This window comes from Nonomuraea aridisoli, from assembly GCF_003236395.1.
Classification (GTDB): Bacteria; Actinomycetota; Actinomycetes; order Streptosporangiales; family Streptosporangiaceae; genus Nonomuraea; species Nonomuraea aridisoli.
Genome location: NZ_POUD01000006.1, coordinates 17121 through 41680, shown reverse-complemented (window position 1 = coordinate 41680; position 24560 = coordinate 17121). Strand labels below are relative to the sequence as shown.

Below are 24560 nucleotides of genomic sequence, written 5' to 3'. Positions count from 1 at the left end.
GAACCCCCGGGCAGGGTGCCCGGGGGTTTCACCGTGAGAGGAAATCAGGCGCTCTTCCGACGCTGGGCTCGCAGGACTGCGAGCCGCTCGTTGAGCACCTCCTCGAGGTCTTCGATGGACCGCCGCTCCAGGAGCATGTCCCAGTGCGTCCGCGGGGGCTTGGTCTTCTTCGACTCCGGCTGCTCGCCGTCCACGCGCACCGCGGTCGCGCCGCACATGCGGCACTCCCAGGTCGCGGGGATCTCAGCCTCTGCGGCAAGCGGAACCTCGAAGCGATGGCCCTTAGGACAGGTGTAAGACACCTCCTGGCGTGGGGCCAGATCCGTGTTACGGTCGTTCTCGTAGCTGGTTGCCCCGAGCCGGGTGCCACGAAGCGCGCGCTCGCCCATGTTTAAATGCCTCCTACAGGGCCCCCTTGCGTGGGGGGTCTGTCTCCCACGGTGGTTAACGCTTGGTACCGTGATGGGATTCCCACCCGTGAGGTGATCCAATCGCGCTTGGGGTCTCAGTTCTTCACGAGATCGCCGACGGGGCCCTCCGCCAGCGGGTGAGGGCGACCGCCAGCCAGAGCCCCGCGACCATGACGAGCACGCCGTGGGCGACGCGCAGCGCGTACCACGGGGCGAAGAACTGCGGGATGAACAGCGCGAACGCCGCCGCGAGCGCCGTCCCGCTCCACTTCGGCAGCACGTTCGTGCGCCACACGGAGACCGCCGCCATGACGGCGCCGGTGGCCAGCAGCAGCAGTCCGGCCGCGAACATGGTCAACGCGACGGGCCCGTACCTGAACTGCTCGGCCAGTTCCATCAGCGCGGGCGTGCCGTCGCGCAGGGAACGCTGGGCGATCACGTTCAGGCCGAAGTCCTCGGCCCCGTAGTACGGCAACGTCAGGCCCGCGCCCGCCCAGGTCACCACCGCGGCCCGCAACGACAGGCGGTCGCCGAGCACCTGGTGCAGCCCGAGCACGGCCAGGCCGAGCAGGACGAACCCGACCATGGCGGCCGCGTGCCCGGCCACCCAGCCGGTGGAGGCCATCGCCGCGGCGTCGTCACCGGAGGGGCGGATCGCCGGATAGAGGAAGAAGAGCACCCCGGCGACGGCGAAGGCCGCGGCTGTGGGAAGGGGGGCGGGTCGGGTTGTCATCGGGGCTCCTTGTAGAGACCGTCGCTCCAATATGAGAGCAATGATCTCTATTTGTAGGATTCCTGTCAAGAGCGATGCTCTCGCTATGGAGCACCGAACGCACGTCTCGGTCGTGGCGTCTCAGCGGTGCTCGACCTCCCTGGAAGCGATTCAGCGCTGCTAAGGAGCTGTGACGACAGTCGGACGGAGGCGGTGAGGGTGAGCCGGGAGCCCGCCGTACCGGCTCCTGGTCGTCGGCGATCAGCGCGCGCGGCCCCGCATGGCCGGGGTGGACGAAGCGCTTGACGGTGTCGGCACCGGCGGCTGAACCGGGCCGATGGGGTGAGGGCCATGTTGGTCAAGGGCGTGGACGCCGGCTGCCGCGCCCCGCTGCTCGTCCTGGGGCTCAACCGGTACTTCCGTCGCCGGGGAGCGCCGCCGTGTCCGGCGAGCAGCCGGTCCGTGAGCTCTTCCGTTGCAGGGGGAGCCAGGCGCGTCATCCTCAACGGGCGTCGGGCGCGAGACGCCGATGGCGGTGACGTGAAGGGGCGCGGCGGAGCCGGACCCCTTCGTTCGCGCCGTCAGATGCGGTCGGGGACCTCGTTGCCGGCCGCTCTGATGGCCTTGGGCAGGTTCGTCAGGGCCAGCAGCACGAAACCGACGACGAAGAAGATGACCATGGAGACGATGGCGATGCGGTAGCTGTTGGTCAGCTGGAGCGCGATCGTGACCGTCAGCGAGCCGATGAACGCCGACCCCTTGTCACTGATCTGCAGCAGGCTGAAGTACTCGGCCTCCCGCCCCTTCGGGATGACCAGCGAGAACAGCGACCGCGACAGCGCCTGCGTGCCGCCCAGCACGAGCGCGATCGCGAACGCCATCAGGTAGAACTGCAGCGCCTGCCCCTCGGCCACGAACAGCCCCATGGCCACGATCCCCGTCCACAACACCAGGCTGGCCAGCACCGTGCGCTTGGTGCCAAATATACGGGCCAGCCGGCCGAGCAGCAGCGCGCCGAAGAACGCCACGAACTGCACCATCAGGATCGCGCTGATCTGCACGGTCTGGTCCAGCTTGAGCGCCTCGGAGGCGAAGGCCGCGCTGTTGCCGATGACCGTCTGCACGCCGTCGTTGTAGACGAGGTACGCCACCAGGAACAGCAGCGTCAGCGGGTACCGGCGCAGCCCGGACAGCGTCCGCCACAGCTGGCGGAAGCTGCCGCCGACCGAGGCCAGCGCCGTGGTCTCGTGCGCCGGCACGGGACGGTTGCGCAGCCGCAGCAGCGGCACGATCGTGAACGTCGCCCACCACAGGCCGGCCGACATCATGCAGATGCGCACGGCCATGCCCTCCTCGACGCCGAAGCCGTCGCGCCCCACGTACAGCACGAGGTTGAGGGCCAGCAGCAGGCCGCCGCCCAGATAGCCGATGGCCCACCCGCGCGAGGAGACCCCGTCGCGTTCCTGCTCGGTGGAGATCTGCGGCAGGAACGAGTCGTAGACCACGATGGAGGAGCCGTACGCCAGGTTGGCGAGGACGAACAGGACGCCGCCCAGCATGTAGCGGTCGCCTTCGACGAAGAACAGTCCCATCGTGGCCAGCGCGCCGACGTAGGCGAACCCCCCGAGCATCTCCCGCTTGCGGCCGGTGTGGTCGGCCAGCGCGCCGACCACCGGCAGCCAGATGATCTGCAGGAACACCGCGACCGTCGTGATCAGGCCGAAGAACGCGGCCGGTCTGATGTCGGCGCCGAAGACGTCGACGTACCCGAGGCCGGGGTTGGCGGCGGCCAGCTCGTCGAAGGTGTCCACGCACGTGGCGGAGGCCATCGCCGGGAAGTCCTGGGCGCAGGCCGCCGTCTTGGCCACCGGGATCAGGTACGGGCCCAGGAAGACCGAGATGACCGTGGTGTAGAAGGCGGAGTTGGCCCAGTCGTAGACGTACCAGCCGCGCCGTTCGCGCCGGCGCGCCTCGGGGGAGTCGTCAAGAGCCGCTGGGGGTGCGGTTTCGGGCATCGGTGGTGTCGCTCTCTGCGGCCGGGGAGAGGCCGCCCGGTGGGGGTCTACGGGGGAAGGGTGTCGTGCCCTCAGGCGACCTGGCGGCCGGGATGCCACACGCCGCGCCGTCGCAGCACGTCGCGCAGGCCGGTGAGGTTGTCGGTCATGATGCCGTCGACCCCGAGGTCGAGCAGGCGCTCCATCCGCGCGGTGTCGTTGATGGTCCACACGTGCACCTGCATGCCGATGGCGTGGGCGGTGCGGACCAGGGCGCGCGTGGTGACGCGCAGCCCGCGGAAGCCGATCGGCACCTGCGCGCAGGGCACCCCGGCGCGTGACAGGCTCGCCAGCAGGCGGCCGTAGCCCGAGGTGCTCGCGGCGGCGCGCAGCGCGGCCACGCCGCGCGGCCCGAGCGCCGAGCACACCTCACGGCCCATCGCCGCCCTGGCCATCAGCAGGCGCTCGTCGGAGAACGACGTCAGGCAGACGCGGTCGTAGGCGTTGGTGCGCCGCACCGCCTCGGCCAGCGGCGCGATGGCGGCCGCCTCCTTGACGTCGATGTTGAAGCGCGCCTCCGGCCAGGTGCCGAGGAGGTCCTCCAGCAGCGGGATCTCGTGCACCCCGCCGATGCGGGCGTGCCTGACCTCCCGGTAGGGAAGCTCGGAGACGCGGCCGCGCCGGTCGGTCACCCGGTCGAGCGTGTGGTCGTGGAAGGCCAGCAGCACGCCGTCGGCGGTGGCGTGCGCGTCGGTCTCCAGATAGACGTATCCGAGCTCGACCGCCCGCTCGAAGGCGGCCATGGAGTTCTCCGCGCCTTCCATCGCCCCTCCGCGGTGGGCGAAGGCCAGCGGAAGCGGATGGTCGAGGAAGGCGAATCGGCGGATCGGCACGACAGGAAGTATGCCCTTCCGGGGTGAACGGTGAGGTTACGAATCGGGGAGTTTCTGCCATTCCTGGCGGCGGGCCTCCGCCAGCGCGATGGCCGCCGCCACGGCGACGTTGAACGAGCCCACCCGGCCGACCTGCGGGATGTAGCAGGCGCCGTCGACGGCGTCGAGCAGGGCGGGGGAGCAGCCGTGGTCCTCGCTGCCGACCACCAGGCACACGTCGCGGTCGAGGCCGGCCCGGTGCAGCGGCACGGACTCGGCGGTCAGCTCGATGGCCAGCACCGCGTAGCCGTCCTCCCTGGCGGCCTTGACGGCCTCGGTGGCGGGCATCGGCTCGTGCCAGGTGACCAGCCGCTCGGTGCCGAGCGCGGTCTTGCCCGCCTTGGGGTTGGTGGGCGGGGTGGCGTTGCCGGCCAGCCAGATCTGGTCGACGCCGAACGCGGCGGCGCTGCGGAAGATTGAGCCGATGTTGAACGGGCCGGTGACCGACTCGATGATCAGGCCGAGGCGGTTTTCGGTGTTCCTGCGCCAGGTGCGGTTGAGCCGCTTGACGTCGGTGGGGCGCAGCTGCCTTCTCATCGGGTCACCTTCAGGATGCGGTAGGCGGCCCGGCTGGCCTCGCGGGAGGCCTGCCAGCCCTGCTCGCCGAGCCAGCGCTGCAGGGAGTCGGAGCCGAGGTGTTTCTGGACGACCAGGTAGGCCACGCCGTCGGGCGTCAGCCGGGTGAGCCACCTGGTGAGCATGTCGTGCAGGGCCTGCTTCCCGATCCGGATCGCAGGATTGGACCAGATAACCCGAAATTTCACGTCATCTGGCACTTCATCGACATGTACTGATCGTACTTTGTAAAGGCGGGCGGCCTGGGCGTTCCGCTCGGTGAGCTCCAGAGCCCGCCGGTTCACGTCGACCGCCCACACCGTCGCCTCCGGCGCCCGCGACGCCATCGTCAGCGCGATGGGCCCGTAGCCGCAGCCCAGGTCGAGCAGGTCGCCTTCCTGCGGCGGCGCCGGGACGCTCTCCAGCAGCACGCGGGTTCCGACGTCGACGCGCTCGGGGGAGAACACGCCGCTGTCGGTCTCCAGCCGCAGGTGCAGGTCGGGCAGGACCAGGTCGACCGTGCCCGGCCTGCTCGCGGTCTTCGGCTGCTCGGAGAAGTAGTGGGCCACGTCGCCAAACGTTACGGGATCCGCGAACCGAACAGCACCGCGGCGCCCGCGACCAGCAGCCCCGCGATGATCGCGGCCACGATGAACCACTGGGTGATCTCCTGGCTGACCAGCCGGTAGCCGAGGGAGGTGCCGATCTGCTCGTAGACCTCGCGCAGCTCGCTGCCGGACTCGGCGGTGTAGGCCCGGCCGCTGGTGCCGTCGGACAACGACTGTAGGGTCTGCTTGTTGACCGGCACGTTCACCGGGCGGCCGTCGATGTTGACGGTGCCCTCCTGGGTGCCGTACGCGATGGTGGAGACGGGGACGCGGGCCTGCTGGGCGGCCTCGATGGCCTCGCTGACCGTGCGCCCGGAGGTGTTGTCGCCGTCGGACAGCAGCACGATCGCGGACGGCGGCGGGTCGGTCGCGGCCTGCTGGTCGAACGAGCGCACCGACTCCAGCGCGTTGAAGACCGCCTCGCCGATCGCGGTGCCGGGGCGGGTGCTGAGGTTGCCGATCGCGGTGACCACGGCCTCGTGGTCGGTGGTGGGGGCGATGATCACGTTGGCGGAGCGGGCGAAGGAGACCACGCCCACGTTGAACCGGTCGGGCAACTCCCTGGCGAACGCCTGCGCGGCGGCCTTGGCGGCGCTGATGCGGTCGGGCTGGACGTCGCCGGCCTCCATCGACAGCGACACGTCCAGGGCGATCATGATGGTGGCGCGGTCGCGGGGCACGCGCACCTGGTCGGCGGGCTTGGCGGCGCCGATGACCAGCAGCGCCATCATGACGAGGAACAGCCCGGGCGCCACGTGCCGGCGCCAGCCGGGCCCCGCGGGGGCGACCAGGTTGAGCAGGGCCAGGTTGGTGAAGCGCACGGTGTAGCGGCGGCGGGCGAACATCGCGATGACGTAGCCGGCCACCAGGAGCAGCAGCAGGACGAACAACCACAGCCAGCCGGGCGCGAGGAACGTCACGGCGTCGCCTCCGCCCCGTGGCCGGTCGTCGTCTTGCTCGTCAGGGTCACGTCGGTCTCCTGGGGGACAGGTGGCTCATGCGGCGCTGGCGCAGGATGAACTGCGCGACGTCGAACACCCAGTCGCGGTCGGTGCGCAGGACGAGGTGGGCGATGCCGGCGCGGCGCAGGGCCCTGCGGGTGCCCTCGCGCTGCAGGGCCGCGGCCTCCGCGTACGCTTGCCGAACTTTGGGCGAAAGGTGCACTTCGCGTACGTTCCCGGTCTCGGGGTCGGCGAACGCGACGCGGCCCACGTCCGGCAGTTCGAGCTCGCGCGGGTCGATGATCTCGACGGCCAGCACCTGGTGGCGGGCCGACAACCGCCTGATGGGGCGCTCCCAGGGGCGTTCGGCGTCGGGGTCGAGGTCGGGGCGGGCGTCGAGGAAGTCGGAGACGACCACCCGCATGCCGCGCCGCCGGCGCGAGGCCGACAGGATCTCGATGCCCTCGGCGAGGTCGGGCGGGTCGTCCACGATCCGGCCGCGCGGGGCGTCCATGAGGGAGTGCAGCAGCCCGTAGAGCGCGGGGCGGCCGGTGCGTGCGGGCATACGGTGAACGTACTCGTCGTGGATGACGAACGCACCGAAGCGGTCGCCGAGGCGGCTGGACAGGAAGCCGATCGCGCCGACGGCGGCCACCACCAGGTCGCGTTTGTCGGTGTCGGCGGTGCCGAAGTCCATGCTGGGCGACAGGTCGACGAGCGCCCAGGTCTCCAGCTCGCGGTCGGCGACCAGATCGCGGACGTGCGGGATGGTCGTGCGGGCGGTGACCGCCCAGTCCATGCGGCGCACGTCGTCCTCGCCGGGCACGTAGACCCGGCTGTCGCCGGCCTCGGTGCCCGCGCCGGGCAGCAGACCCTGGTGGGCGCCGTGGAGCAGGCCGTCCAGCCGGCGGGTGACGGTGAGTTCCAGGCGCCGCAGCGCCTGCTCCGCGGTGTTCATCGGCCGCCCTGTGGTCGGGTCAGTGATGGTCAACGGTTCTGGTTCCAGACGACGAGGGGCGGCGGCACGGCCTGCAGGATCTGGTGGACGACCTGCTCGGGGTCGACGCCGTCGGCCAGGGCGTCGAAGGTGAGCATGAGCCGGTGGCCCATGACGTCCACGGCGACGTCGCGGATGTCGTCGGGCAGCAGGTAGTCGCGGCCGCGCAGCAGCGCCAGGGCGCGTCCGGCCGAGACCAGGCCGAGGGTGGCGCGGGGGCTGACGCCGATCTCGATGGTGTCGGCCAGGTCGGCCAGGCCGTACTCGGCGGGGGCGCGGGTGGCCATGACGAGGCGTACGACGTAGTCGGCGACGAGCTGGTGCACCGAGACCTCCTCGGCGGCCTGCTGCAGGGCCAGCAGCCTCGGCGGGTCGAGCACCCGCTCGGGGACCGGCGGGGTGACGCTCATCCGCTGCAGGATCTGCAGCTCCTCCTGCGCGCTCGGGTGCCGCACGCGCACCCGGAACAGGAACCGGTCGCGCTGCACCTCGGGCAGCGGGTAGACGCCCTCGGACTCGATCGGGTTCTGGGTGGCCAGCACGATGAACGGCTTGGGCAGCGGGTGGGTGACGCCCGCCAGGGTGACCTGGCGCTCGGCCATCACCTCCAGCAACGCCGACTGGACCTTGGCCGGGGCGCGGTTGATCTCGTCGGCGAGCAGGAAGTTGACGAACACGGGGCCGAGCTCGACGTCGAACTTCTCGTTGGACGGGTGGTAGACGCGGGTGCCGATGATGTCGCTCGGCACGAGGTCGGGAGTGAACTGGATCCGGGCGAACGTGCCGCCCACGACGGTGGCCAGGGTGGAGGCGGCGAGGGTCTTGGCGACGCCCGGCACGCCTTCGAGCAGGCAGTGCCCGCGCGCCAGCAGGGCCACGATGAGCCTTTCGACCATGTGGTCCTGTCCGACGATGACACGCCGGACCTCGTCGAGACTCTGACGCAGCAGGGCCGCGTCGTTTCCGCCTGGCAACTCTTCGGCGACGCTCATAGAGGCCATTCCACCAAACGCGCCGCAAACGTGCACGACGCCACGTCTGTGCTTTCATGGCAAACGTGGCAAGTCCCCTGCAGTACGGTGACCCTCCCCGGCTGGGGCCGTTCGTGGTCCAGGCACGCCTGCAGACGGCGCCGGCCGGTTTCGTCTACCTGGGCCAGGCCCAGGACGGCCGGCCCGTGTCCCTTGCGGTGCTCACCCGCGGCGCCGCGTTCGACGCCACGGCGCGCGAGCGGTTCCTGTCCGCGGTCAAGGAGGCCGGCGGACGCGACCGGGCGGGGATGCGCGGCTGGCTGGGACGGCCGGCGCGGGGGCGCGGCGCGGTGATCGACGGCGCGCCCGAGGTGCTGGCCTTCGACGGGGGGCGGGCGCCGTGGGTGGCGGTGCCGTACGCGCCGGGCCGGCCGGGGGCCGAGCGGTTCCTGGAGCCCGTCATGGTGGGCGGGACGTTCATCGGGGAGCCGCACGGGCCGGATTTCGTGCCGTTCTGGGTGACCGACCGGGCGCCGGCGCTGCCGGGCGTGCGGCGGCGGCCGCCGCTGACCGAGACGCGCAGGCGGGTGCTGATGGCCGCGCTGGCGGTGATCCTGCTGCTGCTCCTGGTGGTGGCGATCCTGCTGCTCATGGTGCTCGGCCGCGGTGACAGCGAGCCGCAGCCGCGGCAGTTGCCGCCGACGGTGTTCGTGCCGACGCCGCCGCCCACTCCGGAGAGCCCCGAGCCGGAGCCGTCGCCGTCGCCGTCGGAGTCGCCGAGCCAGAGCGCGCCCGGCACGCCGGGGACGCCGGGAGACGAGCCCGGCGGCCGCGAATCGGACCTGTGACGCCGACTTGAGCCTCACGTAACGTCAGGCTCTAGCGTCGGGCGGCATGGAGATCATCGTTCACGACACCCTCACGGCGATGGACGGCCTGCTCGCCCGGCCGCTCGGCGAGCGGCCCGCGGCGTTGCGGGAGCTGCTCGCGCCGATCCGGCAGTCGATCCCGATGCCCGGCGACATCGTCGACATCCACCACGGCGGCGGCGGCTTCCGCGTCGACATCGAGGACCCGCGTTACCCGGCCGCCGTCCGGAGCATGATCGAGGCCGACGTGCTCGGCCAGGTGCGGCGCGAGCTGGAGCGCGCCGCGCGGCGGCTGGGCATGGCCGGGCGTCCGGGATCGCTGCAGGTCATGTTCATGATGGGGAACCCCGACAACGAGCACCTCATGAAGACCGCCGCCGGCTACTACGGCATGGGCGGCGCGCCCGGCTGGCTCTACCTGCTGGCCTGGCCGTCGGACGAGGTGATCGGCAAGATCGGGCATCTGGCGGTGCACGAGTTCCACCACAACGCCCGCTACCAGACCGTTGAGTGGAACCCGGCCACGGTGACGGTCGGCGAGCACGTCGTGGCCGAGGGTCTGGCCGAGGCGTTCGTCCGGGAGCTGTCGGGGCCGCAGGCCATGGGGCCGTGGTCGTCGATGGTGCGGGGAGAGGCGTTCGAACGCGCGTACGAGCGGATCATGGCCGACTTCGACCTGGCCGGGATGCAGCACACCTCCGCGTACGTGCTGGGCGACGGCCCCACGCGCCGGTTCGGTCAGGAGCCGCGCGGCATCCCGGACATGGCCGGCTACGCGGTGGGGCTGCACCTGGTGGACCGGGCCCTGGCCGTCACCGGGCTCAGCGCGACCGAGGCGACCGTGCTGCCGGCCGGGGAGCTGATGCGGCGCGCGGGGCTGCGCCCGTAGGCCGGGCGTTCTCATATTCGGGATTGAATGTCGATGGAAATTCGCTGAGGGAGTAATGCGCCCTTAGAGAAATGCGCCGCCAGCGAAAAGATTGCGGAATTCGCGGCGCGCGGGTCTAGCGTTTTTCGCGGATATACCCGCGAAGAAAGGCGACCGGCATGACGGAGACCCAGCGCGCCGCGGCCTGGCCTGACCAGCTGAGCCAGCGCCTGCTGAAGGAGCGCATCGTCGTCCTCGGGCAGGAGGTCGACGACGAGATTTGCAACCGGCTCTGCGGCGAGCTGCTTTTGCTCGCGGCCGAGGACCCCAAGCGCGACATAACGCTTTACATCAATTCCCCGGGCGGCTCGGTGACGGCCGGGATGGCGCTCTACGACATGATGCAGTTCGTTCCGTGCGACGTGGCGACGGTGGCGATGGGCTTCGCCGCCTCCATGGGCCAGGTGCTGCTGACGGCGGGCGCGAAGGGCAAGCGCTACGCCCTGCCCAACTCCCGCGTCGTGATGCACCAGCCGCTGGGCGGCATCGGCGGCTCGGCCAGCGACATCCAGATCCAGGCCGACAACATGATCTACACCAAGCGCCGGATCGCCGAGATCATCGCCCACCACACCGGCCAGCCCCTCGAGCGCATCCAGGCCGACTCCGACCGTGACCGCTGGTTCACGGCGCAGGAGGCGCTCGAGTACGGCATCGTCGACCACATCGCCGAAGGGATGAACTGATATGAGCGGCTACATCCTGCCGTCGTTCACCGAGCGCACCTCCTACGGCGTGCGCGAGCTGAACCCCTACACCAAGCTGTTCGAAGACCGCGTCATCTTCCTCGGCACCCCGATCGACGACGGCGTGGCCAACGCCGTGATGGCCCAGTTGCTCACGCTGGAGTCGATCGACCCCGACCAGGACATCAACATCTACATCAACTCGCCGGGCGGATCGTTCACGGCGATGGCGGCGATCTACGACACGATGCAGTTCGTCCGGCCGGAGATCCACACGGTCTGCGTCGGCGAGGCGTCCTCGGCGGCGGCGGTGCTGCTCGCGGCCGGCACGCCGGGCAAGCGGGCGGCGCTGCCGCACGCGCGGGTGCTGCTGCACCAGCCCCACACCGAGGGCGGGCGCGGCCAGGGCAGCGACCTGGAGATCCACGCCAGGGAGATCCTGCGGATGCGCGACCAGCAGGAGGAGATCCTGTCGCGGCACACCGGGCGCGGCGTGCTGGAGATCAGGAAGGACATCGAGCGCGACCGCATCTTCACCGCTGAGCAGGCCCGCTCGTACGGGCTGGTCGACGACATCTACGCCTCCAGGAAGCGCACGCTCGCCGCCACCCGCTGATCCCGCCGGCCCGCCAGGGGGAGCGCCGTGTCCTCGCCGGACACGGCGCTCCCCCTCTTCGGTGCCCGGAGACGATGGCAAAGTTTGGGCGGATTCAGGGGATTAGGTCAACTTTGCCTTGATTTTGAGGGATTCCGTCAGTCAGCATGGGGTCCATGCAAGAAGGCGTCCAGATCGACGAGCTGGACCGGGGGATCGTCGCGGCCCTGCAGTTGAACGGGCGGGCCCCGTGGAGCCTCATCGCCCGGCTCGTCGGCGCGAGCGAGTCCACCGTGGTCCGCCGGGCCGGCCTGCTCGGCGACGGCGGGCTGCTGAAGGTGATCGGCGTGGCCGACGTCCTGCGCTGCGGGCTCGGGGTGCCGGTGCTGAGCCGGCTGCGCTGCCGGCCCGGCACCACGTACGACGTGGCCGCCGCTATCGCCGGCCGGCCGCAGGCCAGGTTCGTCGCGGTGGTGTCGGGCAGCGCCGACTGCGTGGCCGAGTTCGTGGTGCCCTCCCACGCCGACATCGGGCGGATCATGGTGGCCGACGTGCCCGGGGGCGACCGGGTCACCGGGAGCGAGACGCACGCGGTCATGCGGACGTTCGTCTCCAACCACGACTGGAACCCCGGGGTCCTCGACGAGCGGGCCACCGCCGAGCTGCGCGACGCGGCCGAGCCGCCGTTCGAGGACCGCGTCGGCGAGGGCACGCCGGAACGGCTCGACGCGCTGGAGCTGGCGATCATCCAGGCGCTCGGCGAGGACGGCCGCATGCCGTACAAGACGCTGGCCAGGGCCGTAGGCAGTAGCGAGTCGACCGCCAAACGGCGGGTCGAGTCGCTGGTGCGCCGCGGCTGCCTGCGCTTCCGCACGCTGACCGAGCCCGAGGTGCTCGGCTACGCGGTGGAGTTCATGCTCTGGCTGGAGGTCGAGCCCGGCCTGCTAGAGCGGGCCGGGCAGCAGCTCGCCGCGCATCCCTCGACCCGCTACCTGTCGGCCACCACCGGCCGCTTCAACCTGGTCGGGCAGGTGGCGCTGCGCCACTACGGCGGCCTGTTCCGCTACCTGACCGGCGACGTCGGCTCCCTGCCCGGCCTTCGCGCCGCCGACGTGACCCTCCAGCTGACCACGCTCAAACGCGCGTGGGCGCCCACCCCCGCCGCACGAACGGAGAACCCCGCACCATGACCGAACAGCAGCCCTGGCGGTGGGACGAGCAGACCTGGCGCGGTCACGTCGAGCGGGTGCGCGCCGGGCGCAGCCTGCGTCCGCGCACCTGGCCCGGCGGCGCCCGCGTCGCCGTCGCGCTGTCGTTCGACTCCGACCACGAGACGATCCCGCTGCGCGACGGCGAGACCCGCCCCGGCAAGCTCGCCCAGGGCGAGTACGGCTCCCGCGTCGGCGCCCCGCGCGTGCTGCGCCTGCTGGAGCGCTTCGGCGTCCCGGCCTCGTTCTTCATGCCGGCGGTCTCCGCGCTGCTGCACCCCGAGGAGGTGCGCGGCTACGTCGCCGCCGGCCACGAGGTCGCCATGCACGGCTGGATCCACGAGCGCAACATGACGCTGGAGCCGGCGCAGGAGCGGGAGCTCGCCCTGCGCGCCGCCGACACCCTGGAGCGGCTGGCCGGCACACGCCCGGTGGGCATCCGCACCCCGTCGTGGGACTTCTCCGACCACACCCTCGCCATCACCCGCGAGCTGGGCCTGACCTACGACTCCTCGCTGATGGCCGACGACGAGCCGTACGAGCTGCTCGCCGGGGGCGAGCCGACCGGCATCGTGGAGATCCCCGTCGAGTGGATCAGGGACGACGCCCCCTACCTGATGATGGAGCGCTACGGCTCGCTGCGGCCGTACACGCCGCCGCGCGAGGTGGCCGGGATCTGGCGCGACGAGTTCGACGCCGCCTACGCCGAGGGCGGGCTGTTCCAGCTCACCATGCACCCCCACATCATCGGGCACCGCTCCCGCATGGCCGCCCTCACGGAGCTGCTGGAGCACATCGACGCCCACGAGGGCGTCTGGTACGCCACCCATGCCCAGATCGCCGACTACGTCCTGGAGCACGCATGACGGTCGCCGCCCCCGCCCCCACCAAACTCACCCCCGCACAGCGCAAGGCGATCGTCGCCGGCGCGATCGGCAACACCGTCGAATGGGTCGACTGGGCCATCTACACCACGTTCGCCGCGATCTTCTCCCGCCAGTTCTTCCCCTCCGGCGACTCCACCGCGAGCCTGCTGTCCACGCTGGCCGTCTTCGCCGTCGGCTTCCTCATGCGGCCCATCGGCGGCGCCCTGCTCGGCGCGTACGGCGACCGGCACGGCCGCAAGAAGGGGCTGACGCTGACGATCTCGCTGATGGCGGGCGCCTCGTTCGCCATCGCGATCTGCCCCGGTTACGAGACCATCGGCATCGCCGCGCCGATCGTCCTGGTGCTGGCCCGCCTGGTCCAGGGCTTCTCGGCCGGCGGCGAGTTCGGCACCTCCTCCGCCTTCCTCGTGGAGTCGGCGGCGCGCGGGCGGCGGGCGTTCGCCGGGTCCTGGCAGCAGGTCTCGGTGGGCGGCGGCGTGCTGGTCGCCTCCGCGCTCGGCACGGTGCTCACCTCGACGCTGGACGAGGCGGCGCTGCAGAGCTGGGGCTGGCGGATCGCGTTCCTCATCGGCGGCCTGCTCGGGCTGGTCGGCCTCTGGCTGCGGGTCTCGGTGCCCGAGACCGAGGCGTTCGCCGAGGTCAAGTCGTCCGGCCGCACCCGCTCCAACCCGCTGGTCGCGATGGTCAGGGACCATCCCCGGGCCGCGCTGCGGGTGGCGGGCGTGACGATCGCCGGGACGCTGCTGTACTACATCTGGGTCAGCTATATGCCGACATATGCGCATGTGGCCACCGGGATTCCGCTGAACCAGGCGCTGCTGGCCAACACGATCGCGGTGCTGATCTTCCTCATCCTGCTGCCGTTCGGCGGGCTGCTGTCCGACCTGGTGGGACGCAAGCCCACGATGCTCGCCTTCGCGGTGGGCTTCCTGCTGCTGGCCTGGCCGGCGTTCCAGTTCCTGAACGGCGGGTTCGGCTCGCTGCTGGCCATCGAGCTCGTCGGCATGGTGTTCCTCGTGGGCTACTCCGCCAACTGCGCGGTGATCATGGCCGAGCAGTTCCCCGCCGAGGTCCGCACGACCGGGATCGGCCTGCCGTACGCGCTGTCCGTCGCCGTCTTCGGCGGCACCGCCCCGTACGTCACCACCTGGCTGAGCTCCAGCGGCCACGGCGACAAGGTGTGGCTGTACGTGGCCGCCGCCGCGCTCGTCGGCGTCGCCGTCTACGCCACCATGCCCGAGACCCGGGGAAAGGAGCTGACATGACCCGCCACGTCCTGGTCACCGGCGCGGCCGGTGGCATCGGCGCCGCCGTCTGCGAGCTGTTCGCGACCGGCGACCGCGTCACCGCCGTGGACACGCGGCCCGAACCCCTGGCCGAGATGGCGGCCCGCGTCGGCACCGGGCGGATCGTCGCCGACCTGGCCGACGCGGAGCAGGCCGCGGGGCTGGTGGAGCGGGCCTGGCGCGAGCACGGCCCGGTGGACGTCGTGGTGAACGCGGCCGGCATCTACCCGGCCACGCCGTTCCTGGAGATGACCGCCGCCCGGTGGGACCGCGTGCAGCACGTCAACGTCCGCGCCCCCATGCTGGTCACCGCCGCCTTCGGCCGGGCCTGCGCCGCGGAGGGGCGCTCCGGCGTGGTGGTGAACATCGCCTCGGGCGCCGCCCTGCGCGCCCGGCCCGGCGCGGCCCACTACTGCACGTCGAAGGCCGCGCTGGAGATGCTCACCAAGGCCGCGGCCGTCGAGCTCGGCCCGCTCGGCGTGCGCGTCAACGCGGTCAGCCCCGGCTTCGTCACCGTCGACAGCCCCGCCAACCCCGTCACCGAGGAGTACGCCGCCGCCGTCTCGGCCAACCCGCTCGGCCGGCGCGGGCTGCCGGCGGACGTCGCCGGGGCCGTGCGCTGGCTGGCCGGCGAGGAGGCCGGCTGGGTGACGGGCGCCGTGCTGCGGGTGGACGGCGGCGCGTCGGCGGGCACCACCGCCCTGCCCCTGCACTGGAACGGAATGAGCGAGGTGCAACGCGGATGAACGCCCCCTACACGATCGTCGGCGGCGGGGCCATCGGCGGCACCATCGCCTTCCACCTGGCGCGGGGCGGCCACGAGGTGCTCCTCGTCGACGCCGACCCCGCCCACGTGGCGGCGGTCCGGCGCGACGGCCTCGTGCTGCGCCGGGCCGGCGGCGACGAACACGTCCGGCTCGGCGCGGCCACCCCTGAGGAGGCGGACGGGCCACTGCACCGCGTGCTCCTGTGTGTGAAGTCGCAGGCCACGGCCGGGGCGGCGGCCTGGATCGCGCCCCGGCTCGACCCCGGCGGCCACGTCGTGTCGGTGCAGAACGGGCTCAACGAGCAGCTCATCGCCGAGTACGTCGGCGCCGAACGCGTCGTGGGCTCGTTCGTCAACATCTTCGCCGACGTGGTGGAACCGGGCGTCGTGCGCGACGGCGGGCCGGGGGCGTTCGTGATCGGCGAGCTCGACGGGCGCCCCAGCGAGCGGGTGGACCGGCTGGTCGCCGACCTGGCCGGGCTCGGCGCGAAGGCGACCGGCAACATCGGCGGCCACCTGTGGGCCAAGCTCGGGTTCGGGGCCATGCTCAGCGCGACCGCGCTGGCCGACGCGCCGATGGCCGACCTGATCGACCGGCACCGGCCGCTCATGCACGCGCTGGTGGCCGAGGTGTTCGCGGTGGCGGGCGGGCTCGGGCTGCGGCTGGAGCCGTTCGACGCCTTCGACGCCGCCGCCTACGCGCCGGGCGCGCCGGAGCGGGCGCGGGAGGAGGCCACCGACCGGCTCACGGCATGGCTGCGTACCCAGCCGAAGGACCGCAGCGGCATCTGGCGTGACATCGCCGTGCGGCGCCGCCCGATCGAGGTGCACGAGCACTACCGGCCCGTGCTGGCGCGGGCCGGGTCGGACGGGACGCCGGTGCCGCTGCTGCGCGGCCTGCTCGCCCGGCTGGCCGACGTCGAGGCGGGACGGGCTCCCATGAGTGAGGACCACCTCACCGAGCTGGGCAAGGCTGTGTGATCAGCCCGAGGCCGAGCCCCTAAAACCCGACTTATACACTCTTGGGGTTTATCGGGGGATTTTTCGGGGGAGTGGCGCGTGCCGCTGGAGCAGATCCTGGTGTTGCTGGCGGCGGCGGCCGGGGCGGGATGGGTCGACGCCGTCGTGGGCGGCGGCGGTCTCCTGCAACTCCCCGCCATCCTCGTGACCGGCATGCCGACGGTCGAGGCGATGGCCACCAACAAGTTCTCCTCGGTGTTCGGCACGGCCTCCGCCGCCGTCGCGTACGCGCGCTCCGCCAAGGTCGACCGGCGGGTGGCGCTGCCCGGCGCGGCCCTCGCCGTGCTGAGCGCCGGGCTGGGCGCGTGGGCGGCGGCGGCCATCTCCGCCGAGGTGCTGCGCCCGGCCGTGATGGTGGTGCTGGTGGCCGTGGCCGTGTTCGTGACGCTGCGGCCGTCGATGGGCGCCGTGCCGGAGCCGCGGCTGCGGACCGGGCCGCGCGTGGCCGCCGCGGTCGCGACCGCGGGCGTCGGGATCGCCTTCTACGACGGCATCATGGGGCCGGGCACGGGCACGTTCCTCATCATCGCCTTCACCACCATCCTCGGGCTCGACTTCGTCTCCGCCTCCGCCTCCGCGAAGATCATCAACGTCGGCACGAACCTCGGGGCGCTGGCCGTGTTCGGGGCGCAGGGGCACGTGCACTGGGCGCTCGGCCTCGGCATGGCGGTCTGCAACGTGGCCGGCGCCCAGTTCGGCGCGCGGATGGCGCTCAGGCGCGGGGCGGCGTTCGTCCGGATCGTGCTGCTGGTCGTGGTCGTGGCGATGGTGATCAGGCTCGGCTGGCAGCAGTTCGGCTGAGCGGCCGCCCGCGGGGCGATAATGGACAGATGCGTGCCAGCCGTCTGCTCTCGCTGCTGCTGCTCCTGCAGACACGCGGCCGCATGACCGCGCCCGAGATCGCGCGGGAGCTGGAGGTCTCGGTCCGCACGGTCTACCGCGACGTCGAGGCGCTGTCGGCGGCCGGCGTCCCCGTCTACGCCGACAGGGGCCCGGCGGGCGGCTACCGGCTGCTCGACGGCTACCGCACCCGCCTCAACGGGCTCACCGCCGAAGAGGCCTCCTCGTTGTTCCTGGCCGGGCTGCCCGGCCCCGCCGCCGAGCTGGGGCTGGCCGAGGTCGCGGCCAACGCCGAGCTGAAGCTGCTGGCCGCGCTGCCGCCCGAGCCGCGCTCCCACGCCTCGCGGATGCGCGAGCGGTTCCTGCTCGACGTGCCCGGCTGGTACCGCTCGGCCGACGACGTGCCCCACCTCGGCGAGGCGTCCGAGGCGGTCTGGGACCAGCGGCCGCTGCGCATGACGTACCGGCGCTGGGGGAGCCAGGTCGTCGAGCGGGTGGTCCACCCGTACGGGCTGGTGCTCAAGGGCGGGTCCTGGTACATGGTGGCCGCGCCGCCCGGCGGCTCCCCGCGCACGTACCGGGTCGCGCGGATCCTCACCGTGGAGACGCTGCCCGGGCGGTTCGCCCGGCCCGAGGGGTTCGACCTGGGCACGTTCTGGCGGGCGTACGCCGAGGAGTTCCGCGAGCGGATGTACACCGCCGAGGCCGTCATCAAGCTCGCCCCCGGCATGGGCGACCTGCTGGCGTACACCATGGGGCAGGACGTCGTCGGCGCTGCGCTGGCCGCGGCCGGCGAGCCCGACCCCGAGGGCTGGACCACGCTCACCGTGCCCGTCGAGTCGATCACCCACGCGCGCTGGCTGCTGCTGCGCATGGGCGCCGGCGTCGAGGTGCTGGAGCCGCCGGAGCTGCGCGCGCTCATGCGTGAGGCGGTGGAGGAGCTGGCCAAGCTGTACGGCTGAATATCCAGGCGCGATCTGTCGGTGCGTTCTGTCAGCATTGCGGCATGCATCTTCTCGCGTTCGCGGGCGCGTGCGTCCTGGTGGCCATGGTGCCCGGGGTCAGCACGGCCATCATCCTGCGCCAGACGCTGCGCGCCGGCCGCGGCTCCGGCCTGGCGGCCACCCTGGGCAACGAGACCGGCATCCTGCTGTGGGGCCTGGCCGCCGCGTTCGGCCTGTCCGCCCTGCTCGTGGCCTCCCAGGTGGCCTACGACGTCATGCGCGTGACCGGTGCCGTCGTCCTGGTCGTCATGGGGGCGCAGGCGTTGTGGCAGGCCCGCAAGGGGGCGCCGGCCGCGCCCGAGGGGGAGGCGGTGCCCGGGTGGCGCGGCCCGTACCTGGCCGGTCTCGGGACGTGCCTGGCCAACCCGAAGGCGGCGGTGTTCGCGATGTCGTTCCTGCCGCAGTTCGTCCCCGCCGGGCAGAACGTGCCGATGACGCTCGTGACGCTCGCCGTCGTCTGGGTGGCGGTCGACCTGCTCTGGTACGGCGCGCTCATCTGGGCCGTGGCCAAGGCGCGTGACCTGCTCGGACGGCCCGTGGTCCGGCGGCGGCTGGAGCAGTTGTCCGGCGTGCTGCTGATCGGCCTCGGCGTGCGGATGGCGGTGGAGTCGCGATGACGATCTGGCACGCCGAGAAGGGCGCAGGCGAGCCGGTGGTGCTGCTGCACTCGACGGCCGCCGACTCCGGCATGTGGCAGGCGCAGGTGGAGGCGCTGTCCGAGCGGTTCCGGGTGATCACCGTGGACTTCCGCGGGTACGGGCGCACGCCCTACCGCGCGGACGGGCCGTACGGCGACGCCGCCGACGTGGCCAAGGTGCTGGCCGCGCTGGAGATCACGCGGGCGGCCCTTGTCGGCGCGTCCGGCGGCGGCCGGGTGGCGCTGGAGCTCGCCTCGGCCGGGCTGGCCGGGCGGCTGGTGCTGCTCAACCCCGTCGCCGACCTGGAGCCCACGCCGGACCTGCGGGCGTACTGGGCGGAGGAGCGGCGGCTGCTGGAGCAGGGCGACGTCCAGGGGGCCGCGGAGCTGAACGCCCGCACCCTGCTCGGCCCCGAGGCGAGCGAGGACGCGCGGACGCGGCTGGTGGCGATGCAGCGCCACGCGTTCGAGGTGCAGCTCGCCGCCGATCCCGAGCCCGAGCAGACCGAGGGCGAGCTGTCCCTGCCCGGCATCGACGTGCCCGCGCTGGTGGTGGCGGGCGGCCACGACCTGCCGTACTTCCGGGAGAGCGCCCGGCACGTGGCCGGTGAGCTGCCCCGGGCGCGGCTGCTGGAGCTGGAGTGGGCCGGGCACCTGCCCGCGCTCGAACGTCCCGAGGAGATCAGCGCGCTGCTGCTGGATTACCTTTAGTGCATGACGAACGACCTGGCGGCCCTCATGAAGCAGGCGCAGGACGACGATCCGCTGCGCGCCCTGCACGCCACGACCGCGCTGCGCCGCGAGATCGAGCGCCTGGAGGCGGTGCAGGTGCGGCGCGCGCGGGTGGCGGGGCTGGCCTGGTCGCAGATCGCCGACGCGATCGGCGTGAGCAAGCAGGCCGTGCACAAGAAGTACGGCCGCCAGTAGCGCTCGGCCGGCGCTGACCGGCGTCCAGAGGCCCGCGCCTGATCAGCCCTCAGTACGGGACCTGGACGGTGGCGATGCCGAGGGTGCTGGTCATCGGCAGCAAGCCGGCCGCGAAGACCGCGCCCAGGAACGGCGCGATCAGTTGCGCCAGGCGGGCGGCCCGTTCCTCGCCGAGGTGCCGCCAGGGGGCCGCGGCCAGCTGGTCGGTCATCCGCTCCACCTGGTCGCGCAGCGCCCGGCCCTCGTCGGTGGCCGTGCCGTCGGGGTGGACCAGCCCGCGGGCGGTCAGGCGTTCCGTGGCCTCGTTCCACTCCTGCTCGCTCCAGCCGCGCCCGGCGAAGCCGGCCACCGGCGCGGCGCCGATCGCGGCGAACGACACCAGGGCCTCGCATCCGTCCAGCTCGGCCGCGGCCAGCGCCGCCAGGTGGCCGTCGCCGCGGTGCTCGCGCAGCACGGTGGCGGCGTGCCAGAGCGCCAGGTGGGGCTCGTCGGGCCAGGGCAGGTCGAGGTTGGCCGCCGTCAGCGGGCGCCCCGCCACCTGGACGCTCTCCGCCGCCCGCCTGGCGAGCTCGGCGGCCTCGGCCACATCGTCACTGGAGACCGCGTCACTGGAGACCGCGTCACCGGAGACCGCGTCGCCGAGCGACGCGCGATAGGTGCGGTCGACCGCCTCGGCGCGGGCCTTGAGCACCTTCTCGGGGGCGGCGACGTCCCAGACGGCGGGCACGTGCTCGGCCACCGTGCGGGGGCTGAAGCTGTAGTACGCCGCCGTGGCCAGGTGGGCGCCCGTCCTGCCGAGAGGCGCGGTGCGGTAGGCGAAATAGCTGGGCCAGCGTGATTCCACGTCGTAGCCCAGCGCCGCCGCCTCCTCGAACGCCTGCGGGGAGAAGTAGAGCACGGCGTGGAGGGGCTCGAGCTGGTGCCACATGCGGCGGGCCAGGGCTTGCGATGCGCTCACGACGGTTCCTCACTGTCTAGGTAAGATATGCCAGTGACGATAGAGGCATGGCGCATCACTGGTCAATCCCAAATAGACAGTTATGTCGGGAGGTGGGCGGGGCTCGCCGTGCTCCTCGTGAACGAGCTGCACGTCACGCAGGCGCGCGGCCGTTCCCTCGAGCCCCCCGCCGACCGCCGCGCCGCCCTGGAGGCCGCCTTCGCCCACCACGACTGGACCCCCGTGCCGCGGGACGAGTCGGATGAGTCGCCCGTAAGGCTGACGGTGGAGGACGCCGATCGGCTGGCCGGTGTGGCCGCGGAGCTCCATGCGGTCTTCGGCGGTGACGTGGCGGCGCTCAACCGGGCGCTGGTCCGCCACGGTGCGGTGCCGAGCCTGCACGGCGACCCGCCGGTGCTGGCCTTCCACCGGCCGGGGGCCGATCGGGTGGACGCCTGGGCGGCCGACGCGTGCACGGCCCTCGCCATGGTGATCGGGGTGGGACAGGGACGGCGGTTGCGCTCATGCGAGGCGGAGGGGTGCGACCTGGTCTTCTTCGACGTCACACGGAACGCCTCCCGCCGGTTCTGCGGGCTGTCCTGCCAGAACCGGGCGAAGGCCACCGCCTACCGCGCCCGCCGCCGAACGTGACGCCGCCGAACGTGACGCCGCCGAACGTGACGCCGCCGAACGTTACAAGGGGTGCCTTGACGGGCGTGGCGGGGCACACCTGGTGCATGCGACAGATCGCCGAAGCCCCGTCGTGGTACGACCGCCGCCTCGCCGACACCGGGTGAACCCGTGGATCAGGGGCGTGGCCTGGTGCCCGACCGGCTGGTCTCGCGGCTGCTCCTGCTGCTCGCCGCCGCGGCCGGCGCCGTGGACGTGTTGTGCCTGATGAGACTGGGCGGCGTGTTCGCGGGCGTCATCACCGGCAACCTGGTGCACGTCGGCCGGGCCGTGGCGCTGCGCGACGGCGAGCTCGTGCTGGCGGCCGTCATCGCCGTGGTGGGTTACGCCGCGGGTGTCGCGGCGGGCAACCTCGGGCTGCGCTGTGGAAGCCCGCGGCGCGACAGCGGATGGAGCCTGCGGGCCGCGGCCGTCGCGGCGGGGGAGTGCGTCCTGCTGGCCGCAGTGGCGGTGACGTGGGTCGTCACCGGCGGCCGGCCGGGTGAGGGCGTGATGGTGGCGCTGCTCGTGCTCGCCTCGCTGGCGATGGGGGTGCAGAGCGCGCTGTCTCTGGGGGCGGGGGTGCCGGCGGCGTCGACCACGTACCTCACGGGCACCCTGACGGGGGTCGTGGGCGCGTTCACCGGCACCGCGTCGCGGGGAGGCGTGGCGGGCGGCCTCGCCCGGCTGACGGCGCTCCTGTGCGGGGCCGCCGCCGGCGCGCTCCTCCTCGACGTCATGCCGCTGTACGCGCCGTTCTTCTCCGTGGTGCTGGTCGCCGCGGTGGCCACCACGGTCCTGACCGTCGCCCTCCGCCGCAGGAGGTGACCGCCCGCCTCCGCGCTTCGGCCCGATGAACCGATCACGTCCGCGGTGCGTTCCGCTGGACATGATGATGCGCATACTCGCGGTGTTCTCCCTGGCGGCGTCCCTGTCGATGGTCTTCGCGGGGACGGCGCAGGCCCGCGCCGGCTGCTCGTGCGCGACGCGCGCACCGCAGCAGTACGTCGGCGAGGCGGCGGCCGTTTTCTCCGCCACGGTCACGGACGTTCGCGTCGACGAACCGATGCTCGACGGCGGCAGCGTCACCGCAGAGCTCCGCGCCGACCACGTCTACAAGGGCGCGCGCAACGCCGAGTTCGAGGTGGTCACCGCTGCGCAGGGGGCGGCCTGCGGATACGAGTTCGTGAAGGGCGCTCGCTACCTGGTGTTCGCCGGTGCTCGAGACTCCCGGCTGGTCACCACGTTGTGCTCGGGCAACCTGCGTCTCGCCGCCGGTGACCAGCCGTTGCGACCCTCCGGCAAGGCTCAGGGCATGGAGCCCCTCACCCCTGAGCTGATCAACGCACTGGGAACGCCGACCAGGGTGAAGCCCGCGCCCCCGTCCACCACGAACCGGACCGGCCTGATGGCGATCGTCGTGGTGGCGGGGGCGGCCGCGCTGATGGGCGTCACGTGGAAGCGCAGGCGTCAGGCCTTGATCTCGTAGACGGCGGTGGTGCCGCTGATCTCGTTGCCGACGACCAGGAGCGGGGTGCGGGTCGGGCTGTCGTGGGCGTCGACGAAGAGCACGCCCTCCGGGCCGACGTCACCGGCGGTGCCGGCCTCGACGTCGCCGGTGAAGTCGCGCGTGTTGACGTACCCGGCCTGGCGGGGGGCGCGCGGGTCGGACAGGTCGAACACGGCGATGCCGCCGACCCGCTCCAGGCCCACGAAGGCGTACGGCCGGCCGCGTACGGCGCCGACCGTGACGCCCTCCGGCTCGGGGCCCTTGTTGTCGCTGCGCGAGTCGAAGGAGTCGTTCTCCTCGTTGTCGAAGTTGAACTGCCCGGGCAGCTCACGCGCGATCAGCTGCTCCAGCAGGCTGCCGGAGTCCCACACCAGCGAGCCGTCGGCGGCCCGCACCGAGATCGAGCGGCCGCCGAAGACCCGCAGCTCGGTGTACCTGCCCTGCGCGTCCTTGGGCGAGTCGGCCAGCACCGTGAGCCGGCCCAGCTCGGCGTCCTGCTGGAGCCGCGCCGCGTCCGGGAACGCCGTGGGCGACAGCTCGGCGTCCTTGACCCGCACCTCGTCGGCGTGGCACTCCCAGTCCCGGCTGTCGCCCTCGTTGGCCGTCACCAGGTACGTCCGGCCACGGCTGCGGAAGTGGTCGACGGCGTCCGGCATGTACACGCCCTTGACCGGATGCGGTCGGATGTCGATCTTGTCGTCCTTGTCGGAGGCGTCCAGCGCGTTGGCCGGCTTGGCGTGGTCCTTCAGCCCGAGCGGCACGATGTCGCGCACGGCGGCCCGGTCGAGGTCCACGACGGCCAGGGCGTTGTTCTCCTGGAGGGTCACCCAGGCGGTGCCCTTCTCGGTGGTGATGTACTCCGGCTCCAGGTCCTGGGCCACGCTCACGCCGGGGCCGCTGATCCGCACGCCCTTGGCGCGCAGCTGCCGCTCCTTGCCGTTCCAGGCGGTGAAACGGGCGGTGCGGACGGCTCCGGTGCGCACGTCGATGACGCTGACCGAGCCCTCGGGGTCGTCCACGGCGCCGGCGCAGTACGAGGCGGCCTCGCCCTCGTTGGCGACGACGACCTTCCTGCCGTCCTCGGTGAAGGTCAGCATGTCCGGCAGCGCGCCGACGGTCACCTGGCGCAGCTTCTCGCCGGTGGACGCCCGGAAGAAGGCGACGCTGCCCGCGGCCGTCTTGTTCTCGGCCTGCTGGGCGACCGCCACGAGCCCGTCGTGCACCGAGACGCTGTTTGCGCCGGGCGTGGCCAGGGTGGCGACCTTGCGGGGGCTGCGCGGGTCGCGCAGGTCGAGCACGTCCACCGTGCCCCGCTCCGCGTTGATCACGAAGACGCGCCGGGTCTTGGCGTCGTACGCGGTGATCTCCGCGGCGCCGGCCCCGACGGCGCCGGCGGAGTACCGGCCGAGCAGGGACAGCTCCAGGCCGGAGGGCTTGACCTGGGCGGAAGCGGCGACGGCCGGCGCCATCGACAGCAGGCTCGCCGCCGCCAAGGAGAGTGCAAGGGTGGTACGCATGGGGCGGAGTGTCCTGAAATGGCATGACCGGACGTCGCCTCCCGGATGACCGGAACCTGAACCCCCGGTGACGATGTGGCCCGGGACGATGTGGCCCGGACGATGTGGCCCGGATGATGTGCCCGCCGCGTACGGAGCGTTCGGCCGGGTAGCC

28 protein-coding genes are annotated in these 24560 nt (G+C 72.4%); 17 read left to right on the top strand and 11 right to left on the bottom strand.

Annotation, left to right across the window (positions count from 1 at the left end):
• Window positions 1-44: 44 nt before the first annotated feature.
• The 9 genes from C1J01_RS02875 to C1J01_RS02835 all read right to left on the bottom strand — a co-directional run bounded on the left by C1J01_RS02875 (window position 45) and on the right by C1J01_RS02835 (window position 8141).
• Window positions 45-389 (bottom strand): RNA polymerase-binding protein RbpA, encoded by a 345-nt coding sequence (locus tag C1J01_RS02875; protein ID WP_043625492.1) that lies wholly within the window; start codon window positions 387-389, stop codon window positions 45-47.
• A gap of 124 nt (window positions 390-513) precedes the next feature.
• A complete protein-coding gene (locus C1J01_RS02870) occupies window positions 514-1143 on the bottom strand; it encodes a hypothetical protein (protein ID WP_146615452.1) in 630 nt (209 codons plus the stop codon).
• 560 nt (window positions 1144-1703) lie between these two features.
• Window positions 1704-3137 (bottom strand): MFS transporter, encoded by a 1434-nt coding sequence (locus tag C1J01_RS02865; protein WP_111175647.1) that lies wholly within the window; start codon window positions 3135-3137, stop codon window positions 1704-1706.
• Between the two features lie 71 nt (window positions 3138-3208).
• Window positions 3209-4009, bottom strand: coding sequence for a glycerophosphodiester phosphodiesterase family protein (locus tag C1J01_RS02860; RefSeq protein WP_235854210.1), 801 nt, complete (start codon window positions 4007-4009; stop codon window positions 3209-3211).
• A gap of 36 nt (window positions 4010-4045) precedes the next feature.
• Window positions 4046-4585, bottom strand: coding sequence for a TrmH family RNA methyltransferase (locus C1J01_RS02855; protein ID WP_111175645.1), 540 nt, complete (start codon window positions 4583-4585; stop codon window positions 4046-4048).
• Complete coding sequence (locus C1J01_RS02850) at window positions 4582-5172, bottom strand: class I SAM-dependent methyltransferase (RefSeq protein ID WP_111175643.1); 591 nt, start codon at window positions 5170-5172, stop codon at window positions 4582-4584. Before C1J01_RS02850 ends, C1J01_RS02855 begins: the two co-directional genes overlap by 4 nt.
• 11 nt (window positions 5173-5183) lie before the next feature.
• Window positions 5184-6131 carry a VWA domain-containing protein gene (locus C1J01_RS02845; RefSeq protein ID WP_111175641.1) on the bottom strand — a complete coding sequence of 316 codons (948 nt, stop codon included), beginning with the start codon at window positions 6129-6131 and terminating at the stop codon, window positions 5184-5186.
• 46 nt (window positions 6132-6177) lie between these two features.
• On the bottom strand, window positions 6178-7110 hold the full coding sequence (locus tag C1J01_RS02840; protein WP_111175639.1) for a DUF58 domain-containing protein: 933 nt from the start codon (window positions 7108-7110) through the stop codon (window positions 6178-6180).
• Window positions 7111-7139: 29 nt separating this feature from the next.
• The gene (locus tag C1J01_RS02835) at window positions 7140-8141 is read right to left on the bottom strand and encodes an AAA family ATPase (protein ID WP_111175637.1); all 1002 of its coding nucleotides are present in this window, start codon (window positions 8139-8141) and stop codon (window positions 7140-7142) included.
• Between the two features lie 56 nt (window positions 8142-8197).
• On the opposite strand from C1J01_RS02835, the gene C1J01_RS02830 reads away from it, so the two are divergent.
• The 14 genes from C1J01_RS02830 to C1J01_RS02765 all read left to right on the top strand — a co-directional run bounded on the left by C1J01_RS02830 (window position 8198) and on the right by C1J01_RS02765 (window position 19773).
• Window positions 8198-8968: a hypothetical protein gene (locus tag C1J01_RS02830; protein ID WP_181448541.1), complete on the top strand. Its 771-nt coding sequence runs from the start codon at window positions 8198-8200 to the stop codon at window positions 8966-8968.
• 46 nt (window positions 8969-9014) lie between these two features.
• A complete protein-coding gene (locus C1J01_RS02825) occupies window positions 9015-9878 on the top strand; it encodes a DUF2268 domain-containing putative Zn-dependent protease (protein ID WP_111175633.1) in 864 nt (287 codons plus the stop codon).
• 158 nt (window positions 9879-10036) lie between these two features.
• Window positions 10037-10603, top strand: a complete 567-nt coding sequence (locus C1J01_RS02820) for a ClpP family protease (RefSeq protein WP_111175631.1) — start codon at window positions 10037-10039, stop codon at window positions 10601-10603.
• 1 nt (window position 10604) lies between these two features.
• Window positions 10605-11219, top strand: a complete 615-nt coding sequence (locus C1J01_RS02815; RefSeq protein WP_111175629.1) for an ATP-dependent Clp protease proteolytic subunit — start codon at window positions 10605-10607, stop codon at window positions 11217-11219.
• Between the two features lie 155 nt (window positions 11220-11374).
• Window positions 11375-12388: an Lrp/AsnC family transcriptional regulator gene (locus C1J01_RS02810; protein WP_111175627.1), complete on the top strand. Its 1014-nt coding sequence runs from the start codon at window positions 11375-11377 to the stop codon at window positions 12386-12388.
• Window positions 12385-13272, top strand: coding sequence for a polysaccharide deacetylase family protein (locus C1J01_RS02805; RefSeq protein WP_111175625.1), 888 nt, complete (start codon window positions 12385-12387; stop codon window positions 13270-13272). The genes C1J01_RS02810 and C1J01_RS02805 overlap by 4 nt, the downstream gene beginning before the upstream one ends.
• Window positions 13269-14558 carry an MFS transporter gene (locus tag C1J01_RS02800; protein WP_111175623.1) on the top strand — a complete coding sequence of 430 codons (1290 nt, stop codon included), beginning with the start codon at window positions 13269-13271 and terminating at the stop codon, window positions 14556-14558. The genes C1J01_RS02805 and C1J01_RS02800 overlap by 4 nt, the downstream gene beginning before the upstream one ends.
• On the top strand, window positions 14555-15325 hold the full coding sequence (locus C1J01_RS02795) for an SDR family NAD(P)-dependent oxidoreductase (RefSeq protein ID WP_111175622.1): 771 nt from the start codon (window positions 14555-14557) through the stop codon (window positions 15323-15325). Before C1J01_RS02800 ends, C1J01_RS02795 begins: the two co-directional genes overlap by 4 nt.
• Window positions 15322-16326 (top strand): ketopantoate reductase family protein, encoded by a 1005-nt coding sequence (locus C1J01_RS02790; RefSeq protein ID WP_111175620.1) that lies wholly within the window; start codon window positions 15322-15324, stop codon window positions 16324-16326. The genes C1J01_RS02795 and C1J01_RS02790 overlap by 4 nt, the downstream gene beginning before the upstream one ends.
• Before the next feature lie 78 nt (window positions 16327-16404).
• Entirely contained in the window at window positions 16405-17166 is a 762-nt protein-coding gene (locus C1J01_RS02785; RefSeq protein WP_111175618.1) for a TSUP family transporter, read from the top strand.
• A gap of 29 nt (window positions 17167-17195) precedes the next feature.
• Window positions 17196-18167, top strand: coding sequence for a helix-turn-helix transcriptional regulator (locus C1J01_RS02780; protein WP_111175616.1), 972 nt, complete (start codon window positions 17196-17198; stop codon window positions 18165-18167).
• A gap of 44 nt (window positions 18168-18211) precedes the next feature.
• Entirely contained in the window at window positions 18212-18826 is a 615-nt protein-coding gene (locus C1J01_RS02775; protein ID WP_111175614.1) for a LysE family translocator, read from the top strand.
• On the top strand, window positions 18823-19557 hold the full coding sequence (locus C1J01_RS02770) for an alpha/beta fold hydrolase (protein ID WP_111175612.1): 735 nt from the start codon (window positions 18823-18825) through the stop codon (window positions 19555-19557). The genes C1J01_RS02775 and C1J01_RS02770 overlap by 4 nt, the downstream gene beginning before the upstream one ends.
• A gap of 3 nt (window positions 19558-19560) precedes the next feature.
• Window positions 19561-19773 (top strand): hypothetical protein, encoded by a 213-nt coding sequence (locus tag C1J01_RS02765; protein WP_111175610.1) that lies wholly within the window; start codon window positions 19561-19563, stop codon window positions 19771-19773.
• A gap of 49 nt (window positions 19774-19822) precedes the next feature.
• On the opposite strand, the gene C1J01_RS02760 is transcribed toward C1J01_RS02765, so the two are convergent.
• Window positions 19823-20701 carry an SCO6745 family protein gene (locus tag C1J01_RS02760; RefSeq protein WP_111175608.1) on the bottom strand — a complete coding sequence of 293 codons (879 nt, stop codon included), beginning with the start codon at window positions 20699-20701 and terminating at the stop codon, window positions 19823-19825.
• Between the two features lie 138 nt (window positions 20702-20839).
• On the opposite strand from C1J01_RS02760, the gene C1J01_RS02755 reads away from it, so the two are divergent.
• The 3 genes from C1J01_RS02755 to C1J01_RS02745 all read left to right on the top strand — a co-directional run bounded on the left by C1J01_RS02755 (window position 20840) and on the right by C1J01_RS02745 (window position 22868).
• A complete protein-coding gene (locus C1J01_RS02755) occupies window positions 20840-21361 on the top strand; it encodes a CGNR zinc finger domain-containing protein (RefSeq protein ID WP_235854208.1) in 522 nt (173 codons plus the stop codon).
• A gap of 150 nt (window positions 21362-21511) precedes the next feature.
• Window positions 21512-22207 (top strand): DUF1275 family protein, encoded by a 696-nt coding sequence (locus C1J01_RS02750; protein WP_111175606.1) that lies wholly within the window; start codon window positions 21512-21514, stop codon window positions 22205-22207.
• 61 nt (window positions 22208-22268) lie between these two features.
• A complete protein-coding gene (locus C1J01_RS02745; protein ID WP_181448539.1) occupies window positions 22269-22868 on the top strand; it encodes a hypothetical protein in 600 nt (199 codons plus the stop codon).
• Here C1J01_RS02745 and C1J01_RS02740 read toward each other — a convergent pair.
• Complete coding sequence (locus tag C1J01_RS02740) at window positions 22850-24406, bottom strand: choice-of-anchor I family protein (protein ID WP_111175602.1); 1557 nt, start codon at window positions 24404-24406, stop codon at window positions 22850-22852. The genes C1J01_RS02745 and C1J01_RS02740 overlap by 19 nt on opposite strands.
• Window positions 24407-24560: the final 154 nt, after the last annotated feature.

Coding starts and splice junctions, on each gene's coding strand:
- C1J01_RS02875 (WP_043625492.1), bottom strand. CDS start 389: ATGGGCGAGCGCGCGCTTCGTGGCACCCGGCTCGGGGCAACCAGCTAC.
- C1J01_RS02870 (WP_146615452.1), bottom strand. CDS start 1,143: ATGACAACCCGACCCGCCCCCCTTCCCACAGCCGCGGCCTTCGCCGTC.
- C1J01_RS02865 (WP_111175647.1), bottom strand. CDS start 3,137: ATGCCCGAAACCGCACCCCCAGCGGCTCTTGACGACTCCCCCGAGGCG.
- C1J01_RS02855 (WP_111175645.1), bottom strand. CDS start 4,585: ATGAGAAGGCAGCTGCGCCCCACCGACGTCAAGCGGCTCAACCGCACC.
- C1J01_RS02840 (WP_111175639.1), bottom strand. CDS start 7,110: ATGAACACCGCGGAGCAGGCGCTGCGGCGCCTGGAACTCACCGTCACC.
- C1J01_RS02835 (WP_111175637.1), bottom strand. CDS start 8,141: ATGAGCGTCGCCGAAGAGTTGCCAGGCGGAAACGACGCGGCCCTGCTG.
- C1J01_RS02830 (WP_181448541.1), top strand. CDS start 8,198: ATGGCAAACGTGGCAAGTCCCCTGCAGTACGGTGACCCTCCCCGGCTG.
- C1J01_RS02825 (WP_111175633.1), top strand. CDS start 9,015: ATGGAGATCATCGTTCACGACACCCTCACGGCGATGGACGGCCTGCTC.
- C1J01_RS02820 (WP_111175631.1), top strand. CDS start 10,037: ATGACGGAGACCCAGCGCGCCGCGGCCTGGCCTGACCAGCTGAGCCAG.
- C1J01_RS02815 (WP_111175629.1), top strand. CDS start 10,605: ATGAGCGGCTACATCCTGCCGTCGTTCACCGAGCGCACCTCCTACGGC.
- C1J01_RS02810 (WP_111175627.1), top strand. CDS start 11,375: ATGCAAGAAGGCGTCCAGATCGACGAGCTGGACCGGGGGATCGTCGCG.
- C1J01_RS02805 (WP_111175625.1), top strand. CDS start 12,385: ATGACCGAACAGCAGCCCTGGCGGTGGGACGAGCAGACCTGGCGCGGT.
- C1J01_RS02800 (WP_111175623.1), top strand. CDS start 13,269: ATGACGGTCGCCGCCCCCGCCCCCACCAAACTCACCCCCGCACAGCGC.
- C1J01_RS02795 (WP_111175622.1), top strand. CDS start 14,555: ATGACCCGCCACGTCCTGGTCACCGGCGCGGCCGGTGGCATCGGCGCC.
- C1J01_RS02790 (WP_111175620.1), top strand. CDS start 15,322: ATGAACGCCCCCTACACGATCGTCGGCGGCGGGGCCATCGGCGGCACC.
- C1J01_RS02780 (WP_111175616.1), top strand. CDS start 17,196: ATGCGTGCCAGCCGTCTGCTCTCGCTGCTGCTGCTCCTGCAGACACGC.
- C1J01_RS02775 (WP_111175614.1), top strand. CDS start 18,212: ATGCATCTTCTCGCGTTCGCGGGCGCGTGCGTCCTGGTGGCCATGGTG.
- C1J01_RS02770 (WP_111175612.1), top strand. CDS start 18,823: ATGACGATCTGGCACGCCGAGAAGGGCGCAGGCGAGCCGGTGGTGCTG.
- C1J01_RS02765 (WP_111175610.1), top strand. CDS start 19,561: ATGACGAACGACCTGGCGGCCCTCATGAAGCAGGCGCAGGACGACGAT.
- C1J01_RS02760 (WP_111175608.1), bottom strand. CDS start 20,701: ATGTGGCACCAGCTCGAGCCCCTCCACGCCGTGCTCTACTTCTCCCCG.
- C1J01_RS02745 (WP_181448539.1), top strand. CDS start 22,269: ATGATGATGCGCATACTCGCGGTGTTCTCCCTGGCGGCGTCCCTGTCG.
- C1J01_RS02740 (WP_111175602.1), bottom strand. CDS start 24,406: ATGCGTACCACCCTTGCACTCTCCTTGGCGGCGGCGAGCCTGCTGTCG.